The sequence below is a fragment of the Salegentibacter sp. genome, from assembly GCF_036568425.1.
Lineage (GTDB): Bacteria > Bacteroidota > Bacteroidia > Flavobacteriales > Flavobacteriaceae > Salegentibacter.
On record NZ_DATCSO010000020.1, the window covers coordinates 1 to 7,196 of the forward strand.

Annotated in this window: 7 protein-coding genes and 1 pseudogene; 5 read left to right on the top strand and 3 right to left on the bottom strand. The window is 38.3% G+C overall.

The window, feature by feature from the left end:
- A partial coding sequence (locus VIM94_RS02435) for a T9SS type A sorting domain-containing protein (RefSeq protein ID WP_332037702.1) occupies nucleotides 1-197 on the top strand: 197 nt, incomplete at its 5' end.
- A gap of 1 nt (nucleotide 198) precedes the next feature.
- On the opposite strand, the gene rsmG is transcribed toward VIM94_RS02435, so the two are convergent.
- Entirely contained in the window at nucleotides 199-828 is a 630-nt protein-coding gene (gene rsmG, locus VIM94_RS02440) for a 16S rRNA (guanine(527)-N(7))-methyltransferase RsmG (protein WP_332037703.1), read from the bottom strand.
- A 121-nt stretch (nucleotides 829-949) separates the two neighbouring features.
- Between rsmG and VIM94_RS02445 the strand changes: the two genes are divergently transcribed.
- Nucleotides 950-2,056 (top strand): acyl-CoA desaturase, encoded by a 1,107-nt coding sequence (locus VIM94_RS02445; RefSeq protein ID WP_332037704.1) that lies wholly within the window; start codon nucleotides 950-952, stop codon nucleotides 2,054-2,056.
- A 20-nt stretch (nucleotides 2,057-2,076) separates the two neighbouring features.
- Nucleotides 2,077-3,270, top strand: a complete 1,194-nt coding sequence (locus VIM94_RS02450) for a pyridoxal phosphate-dependent aminotransferase (RefSeq protein ID WP_332037705.1) — start codon at nucleotides 2,077-2,079, stop codon at nucleotides 3,268-3,270.
- 64 nt (nucleotides 3,271-3,334) lie between these two features.
- Here VIM94_RS02450 and VIM94_RS02455 read toward each other — a convergent pair whose 3' ends face one another.
- Together VIM94_RS02455 and trkA are read right to left on the bottom strand one after the other, a co-directional pair.
- A complete protein-coding gene (locus tag VIM94_RS02455) occupies nucleotides 3,335-4,831 on the bottom strand; it encodes a TrkH family potassium uptake protein (protein WP_332037706.1) in 1,497 nt (498 codons plus the stop codon).
- Entirely contained in the window at nucleotides 4,831-6,180 is a 1,350-nt protein-coding gene (gene trkA / locus VIM94_RS02460) for a Trk system potassium transporter TrkA (protein ID WP_332037707.1), read from the bottom strand. The genes VIM94_RS02455 and trkA overlap by 1 nt, the downstream gene beginning before the upstream one ends.
- A 135-nt stretch (nucleotides 6,181-6,315) precedes the next feature.
- On the opposite strand from trkA, the gene ubiE reads away from it, so the two are divergent.
- Nucleotides 6,316-7,044 (top strand): bifunctional demethylmenaquinone methyltransferase/2-methoxy-6-polyprenyl-1,4-benzoquinol methylase UbiE, encoded by a 729-nt coding sequence (gene ubiE / locus VIM94_RS02465; protein ID WP_332037708.1) that lies wholly within the window; start codon nucleotides 6,316-6,318, stop codon nucleotides 7,042-7,044.
- Nucleotides 7,045-7,048: 4 nt separating this feature from the next.
- Nucleotides 7,049-7,196: pseudogene (locus VIM94_RS13170) on the top strand (PorT family protein); the annotation flags it as partial.

Sequence of the window (7,196 nt, forward strand, 5' to 3'; positions counted from 1 at the left end):
AAAACCCGGAAATGCTTGAAATAAACAAATTGGTTATTTACAGTATTTCAGGACAGGAAGTACATCAATTTGAAGAAATTCCTACAGCAAAACTTATTAATCTTGAAATAGACAAATCGCTAAGCTCTGCGGTGTATGTAATACGTGCCTATACCAACAAAGGAATTATAGCCACCCAGGTGATTATCAAACAGTAGCTTACTTTTTGTATTTAAGAGGAAGGTGAACCACTTTCTTAGTCAGGAAGAACTCTTCCTCGAAAAAATCGCGGAGTTCATAAATAGTAGCTTTTGGAAATTCGCGAAGTTCAACGGTTAAATCCCCTCCTTTCAGGTAGAGAATTCCGTTTTTTAATTCATGATTACTTTTTTTGGCTATTTTTCCTTTTACCCAATGAACAAAAGTTGGCATTGCTGCCACGGCTCTACTCACAATAAAATCATATTCTCCGGAGATCTCTTCTACCCTTGCATTGGTTACTTTAACATTTCTAAGATCAAGACCGGCCATAACCTCCTCCACAACTTTAATTTTTTTTCCGATAGAGTCTACCAGGTGAAATTGTGTTTCAGGGAATAATATCGCTAATGGAATTCCTGGAAAACCACCACCAGTACCTACGTCGAGAACTTTTGAACCGGGTTTAAAGTTTTGCACTTTGGCAATACCAAGGGAATGCAAGACATGTCGCAAATAAAGCTCGTCTATGTCTTTTCTGGAAACTACGTTTATTTTCAGATTCCAATCCTTGTATAATTCTTCTAATTTGGCGAATTTTATTAACTGCTCTTCGGTTAAATTCGGGAAGTATTTTTTTATTAATTCCAAAGTTTTCAAATTTGATACAAAAATACATAATTTGGTGCTGAAATTGCAGCGAATATTAATATGGTAGGGATTATAGATAAACTATATAAATATTTTACCTTTACCATTTACAAAAAATTACATGGAAAACGTTCAAAATCAAATAAAATTCTCCCGGGTAGATTCGGCAAAATTTTTTAGAATTCTCAATAAGAGGGTGAATAATTATTTTAAAGAAAATAACCTTAAGAAAACAGGTAACTGGAAGCTACATTTAAAAGCTATAGTAATGTTTTCCTTATTTTTAACCCCTTACTTTTTAATCCTGACCTTAGATATTTCCCAGTGGTGGATGCTCTTACTTACCATAGTTATGGGTGCCGGAATGGCTGGGGTAGGAATGAATATCATGCACGATGGAAATCACGGATCATATTCTACTAAAAAATGGGTGAATAAATTTATGGGCGGCACTATTTATGTCCTGGCCGGCAATGTATACAACTGGCAGGTACAACATAATGTGCTTCACCATACCTACACCAATATTCATGGACACGATGAAGATCTGGATGCCGGTCGTATAATCCGTTTTTCTGAACATTCCAAGTGGCACTGGTTTCATAAATTTCAGCATTATTATTCCATTTTTCTTTATGGCTTGCTAACCTTCAACTGGGCCTTGACTACAGATTTTAAACAAACTAAGAACTACCTGAAGCGTAAATTAGCATACGGGAAAATGCCAAATCCGTTTACACAATGGAGCATTGTTGTGATCACAAAAATTATATATGTAGCAATCTGGATTGTCATTCCAATGCTTATTCTTTCAATTTCCTGGTGGAAAATACTTATCGGTTTCTTTGTAATGCACTACACCGCCGGGTTAATCTTAAGTATAGTTTTCCAGCTGGCACACGTAGTAAAAGAAACCCAAATGCCACTACCGGATAAAACCGGAACCATGAAAAATACCTGGGCAATTCATCAGCTATTCACTACTGTAAATTTCTCGACAAAGAACAAGATAGTGAATTGGTTAACCGGAGGCCTGAACCACCAGGTGGAACATCACATTTTTCCGAATATAAGTCACATTCACTATTCGAAGCTTTCTAAAATAGTAAAAGAAACTGCTAAAGAGTGTAATCTTCCTTACAACGAGTACAAAACCACACGCGCAGCAATAATTGCCCATTTTAAGCATCTTAAAGAAATGGGAGAAAAACCTGCAATTTCAGTATAATTAATTTTAACCATTTAGAAATGAAAGAACAACTTTCCGACAGGATTAATAACCTGGCAACCTCTCAAACTTTGGCAATGGCTGCAAAAGCGCGTGAACTTAAAGCCGAAGGAAAAGATATAATAGGACTAAGTCTTGGAGAACCAGATTTTAACACCCCCGACTTTATTAAAGAAGCGGCCATCCAGGCAATTAACGATAACTACAATAGTTACACCCCGGTAGACGGTTATGTAGAATTGAAGGATGCCATTATTAATAAATTTAAAAGAGATAACAATCTTACTTACGATAGGTCTCAAATCGTAGTTTCTACCGGTGCTAAACAATCGCTTGCCAATGCAGCAATGGTAATTCTTAATCCCGGAGATGAAGTTATCCTGCCTTGTCCTTATTGGGTGAGCTATGCTGAAATAGTTAAGCTAGCTGAAGCTGTGCCGGTGGAAGTACCTACTACCGTAGACAATAATTTTAAAATGACTCCTGACCAATTGGAGGCGGCAATTACTCCAAAAACTAAAATGATTTGGTACAGCTCCCCTTGCAACCCAAGTGGAATGGTATACAGCAAAGAAGAATTAAGAGCTCTTGCCGATGTCCTGGTAAAACACCCTAACATAATTATAGTTAGCGACGAAATATACGAGCACATTAATTTTGCAGGAGACCATGCCTCTATGGCGCAGTTTGAAGATATGTATGACCGCGTGATTACTGTGAACGGGGTTTCCAAGGCCTTCGCCATGACCGGGTGGAGAATTGGCTATATTGGAGCTCCAGCCTGGATAGCCCGCGCATGTAATAAAATGCAGGGCCAAATAACCAGCGGCGCAAATTGCATTGCACAACGTGCCGTAATCACAGCGCTGGAAGCTCCCGTGAGCAAAATAGGCTATATGGTAGACACTTTTAGAAAGAGAAGAAAACTTATTATAGACATGCTTAATGAGATTGAAGGCTTCGAAACCTCTGAACCTGAAGGCGCTTTTTATGTCTTTCCTAATATTTCCCATTTCTTCGGAAAAACTATTAAAGGTCATAAAATTGAGAATGCCACAGATTTTTCCTTGTTTTTACTGGAAGAAGCTTTGGTAGCCACTGTAACAGGTGATGCGTTCGGAAATCCGGATTGTATCAGGATTTCTTATGCTGCCAGTGAAGCCCAAATTGAAGAAGCACTAAAACGTATAAAAAAGGTTTTAGCTGAGGCTTAATTTTTCAAATATAATTTTTTAGAAAAAATTTAAACCGGTTTGAACACTCAAATCGGTTTTTTTATTAACGATTACGCCAGAAGTAAGGGGTTAAAATTATAAGGACGGTAAAGAGTTCAAGACGTCCAATCAGCATCAAAAAGGCACTCCAAAATTTTCCAAAAACCGGTAGAATATCGTAATTATTAACTGGACCCAAGGCTCCCAGTGCCGGCCCAATATTTCCCAGGGAAGAAGCTGCCCCTCCTATGGAAGTCTCAAAATCAAGGCCCATCCCTCCAAAAACAACCGACCCAATAATAAAGGCCAACATATAAAGAATAAAAAAACCAAGGATATTAAAAACGATATCATGGCTAATAGATTTTCGATTGAAGCGTACGGGCAAAATAGCATTGGGGTGCAGGCTGCGTTTAAATTCAGTCATCCCATTTCTAATCATAATGATGTGTCGCATCACTTTTACTCCTCCCGCCGTAGATCCCGCAGAACCTCCAAGAAAGAACAAACCAAAAAAGACTATCGTTAAAAACGGAGTCCACATTGTATAATCGGCTGTAACGAAGCCTGTGGTGGTAATTATAGCAATTACCTGAAATAAGGCATGTCTTAAAGCACTTTCGGCTTCTCCCCATACCATAGGGTGGTCTATTTGAGAAAGGCTAATATCTGCTTCAAAATAAATCAAAACAGAAGTAAGTAAAGTGAATACTGCAATAAACAGAATATACCATTTAAACTCGTCATCATGGAGCACCTTCTGAATTCGGCCTTTAAAGCTAAAATAACTGAGCACAAAGTTACTTCCAGCCAGGATCATGAATAAGATAATAATATATTGAATTACCGGTTGGTCGTTCCAATAGGCGATGCTAATATTTTTTGTTGAGAAACCACCTGTTGACAAGGTACTTAAGGAATGATTAATAGCATCAAAGAAACTCATCCCAGCAACCCTAAGCAAAATAGTTTCAGCTATGGTGTAAGAAACATAGATTAGCCAAAGTCTCTTCGCAGTATCGGTAATCCGGGGTTTTAGCTTATCGGCATTTGGGCCGGGAGCTTCAGCGGCAAAAAGCTGCATCCCTCCTATTCCTAAAAGAGGTAAAATTGCGATAGCCAAAACAATAATTCCCATTCCGCCTATCCAATGCGTTAAACTCCTCCAAAATAAAATTCCGTTGGGGATAGATTCAATATCATTCAATATGGAAGCTCCGGTTGTTGTATAACCAGACATGGTTTCGAAAAAAGCATTATGAAACTGCGGAATTGCTTCACTAATTAAATAAGGCAGGGTTCCACTCAGGGCCATAAATATCCATCCGAAGGTTACAATTATATAACCTTCACGTTTTTTTACTTCTTTGCGATGCCCCTTCGTACTAAACATAAGAAGGACCCCTATAAATAAGGTGATTAAAGCGGCGATAGAAATTTCAAGGGTAACCCCATCCTGGTAAAACCAACTTATTAAAACAGCTAATAACATAAAGGCTCCATTACATAAAAGCAACAGTCCCATCACGTGAAAAATGATCTGGTAGTTAAGCCTTGGCATTATAAAAAGAGTTTTTCAACTTTTTTGATAGATCGTGGGAGGCAGCACACAACTATGCGGTCTCCCGCTTTGATCATGAAATCACCCAAAGCAATAATCCCTTCACCATTTCTAATTATTCCTCCAATAATCGCAGAACGTGGAAAGTCAAGGTTTTTGATTCTTTTATCGCAAACCTGGGAATTGGGTTTTACAATGAACTCGAGTAACTCAGCGTTCATGTTGTTAATTTTAGTCATCGCCACCACTTCTCCTTTTCTTATATAACGGAAAATATTATTGGCTGCCAGGAGTTTTTTATTGATAAGGGTATCGATTCCTATGGAGTGGCTTAGCTGGTAATAATCCATATTTTCAACCAGGGAAATGGTTTTTTTTACCATTTTAGATTTGGCTACCAAACAAGACATGATATTGGTCTCAGAATTACCGGTCACAGCGATAAAAGCATCCATATCATAGATATTCTCTTCCTCCAGCAATTCTACATTGCGACCATCACCATAGATAACCAGGGCCTTGGGAAGTTCGTCGGCCAGGTCATAAGCTTTGGTTTTATTTTGTTCAATTAACTTAACATTAAAGTTTTGACTGCAAAGATCACGGGCAGTTTTTTTCCCTATCTTACTGCCTCCAAGAATCATCACATTTTTGATATCCTGTTTAACCTTTCCTGCTAATTTATAAAGGTTCTCCACCCCTTTTTTAAGGGTAACAAAATTCACCTGATCACCTTCTCTAAACTCAGTATCTCCACGTGGAATCAAGGTGTATTGTGTACCTAGACGTTGAATGGCAATAGGCACAAAGTTTAACTCAGGAAAAATTTCGGCTGCTTCTTTCACCGTTTTGCCAACAAAAAGCGCCTGGCGTGAAAGGCTAAGTCCAATCATAGTAAGTACTCCGCCTTCAAACTCATAACTATCATTAAAAGCCGACTGGTTTAAAAGCAATTCGATCTCGCGTGCTGCAATGGCTTCAGGAGAAATTAATTCATCGATTCCCAGTTTGGAAAAACCAATTTCTTCTTTATTATGAAGAAATTCTGTATTTGAAATACGGGCGATAGTTCGTTTTGCACCCAACTGTTTTGCTAACACACAGGCAGTAATATTAGTTGCTTCACTGGAAGTTACCCCAATAAGCATATCCACATGCTTTACATGGGCCTCTTTTAAAATTGCAATAGAGGTCGCATCCCCTTTAATAGTTCTGATATCAAGGTGAGTATCAGCATAAATCAAATTATCCCGGTTGGTATCAATTAAGGTAATATCCTGGGATTCAAAGGAAAGCAATTTTGCCAAATGAAAGCCCACTTCTCCCGCTCCGGCGATAATTATCTTCATATAACTGCTTGAAATTGTAAGGAAAAGCAAATGTACGTTATTTTCCACAATCCAAAAATCTCTTGACTTCAACAAATTGACAATCTGTGAGACGCAGTTTGTTATTAAGACTTATCTTTGAAAAAAAATTATTGCATGGCCAAAAAGGTAACACCATACCGTGATTCAAAACTCAATAAGAAAAAACAGGTTGAACAGATGTTTGACAACATCTCTGGAAACTACGATGACCTAAACCGCGTGATCTCATTTGGCACCGATGTAAAGTGGAGAAAGAAAGTCATAGCTTTGGTGGCCTCCCAAAACCCTAAGAGCATTCTTGATATTGCTACAGGAACGGGAGATCTCGCTATACAAATGGCACCGATTAAAGCTGAAAGAATTGTAGGATTAGACCTTTCTGAAGGAATGCTAAAAGTTGGCCGAAAAAAAATTGCTGCTAAAAACCTTGATAGCAGAATAGAAATGATTCAGGGAGATTCTGAAGCCCTTCCTTTCGATGACAATACTTTTAACGCCATTACCGTTGCCTTTGGAGTAAGAAATTTTGAAAGCCTGGAAAAAGGTCTGGCTGAAATATACCGAGTCCTGAAACCGGGAGGTATTTTTGTGGTGCTCGAAACATCAGTGCCCACGAAATTTCCATTTAAACAAGGCTACAGATTTTATTCGGGTTACGTTCTTCCATTAATAGGAAAAGCCTTTTCTAAAGACAAAGATGCCTATTCCTATTTAAGCGAAAGCGCCGCCTCTTTCCCTTATGGAGAAAACTTCAACAATATTTTGAAGAAAATAGGGTTTACTAATGTAGAACACCAACCTCAAACTTTTGGGGTGGCAACCATTTATAAGGGTTCAAAATAAAACTATGAGAAGATTTTTTCTGTTAGCTTTTTTCATGCTATCTTTTTCACTTTCCCATGCGCAGTTGTTTTCCGGGGAAAAGATTATGAACAATGAAAATTTTGACCGGCAACGTTGGTCCTGGGGCTATTTCCTGGGGCTGAATTCCTACG

Excerpts from the sequence above, each read along its gene's own strand:
- VIM94_RS02445 (WP_332037704.1), top strand. The coding sequence starts at position 950 with ATGGAAAACGTTCAAAATCAAATAAAATTCTCCCGGGTAGATTCGGCA.
- trkA (WP_332037707.1), bottom strand. The coding sequence starts at position 6,180 with ATGAAGATAATTATCGCCGGAGCGGGAGAAGTGGGCTTTCATTTGGCA.
- VIM94_RS02455 (WP_332037706.1), bottom strand. The coding sequence starts at position 4,831 with ATGCCAAGGCTTAACTACCAGATCATTTTTCACGTGATGGGACTGTTG.
- ubiE (WP_332037708.1), top strand. The coding sequence starts at position 6,316 with ATGGCCAAAAAGGTAACACCATACCGTGATTCAAAACTCAATAAGAAA.
- VIM94_RS02450 (WP_332037705.1), top strand. The coding sequence starts at position 2,077 with ATGAAAGAACAACTTTCCGACAGGATTAATAACCTGGCAACCTCTCAA.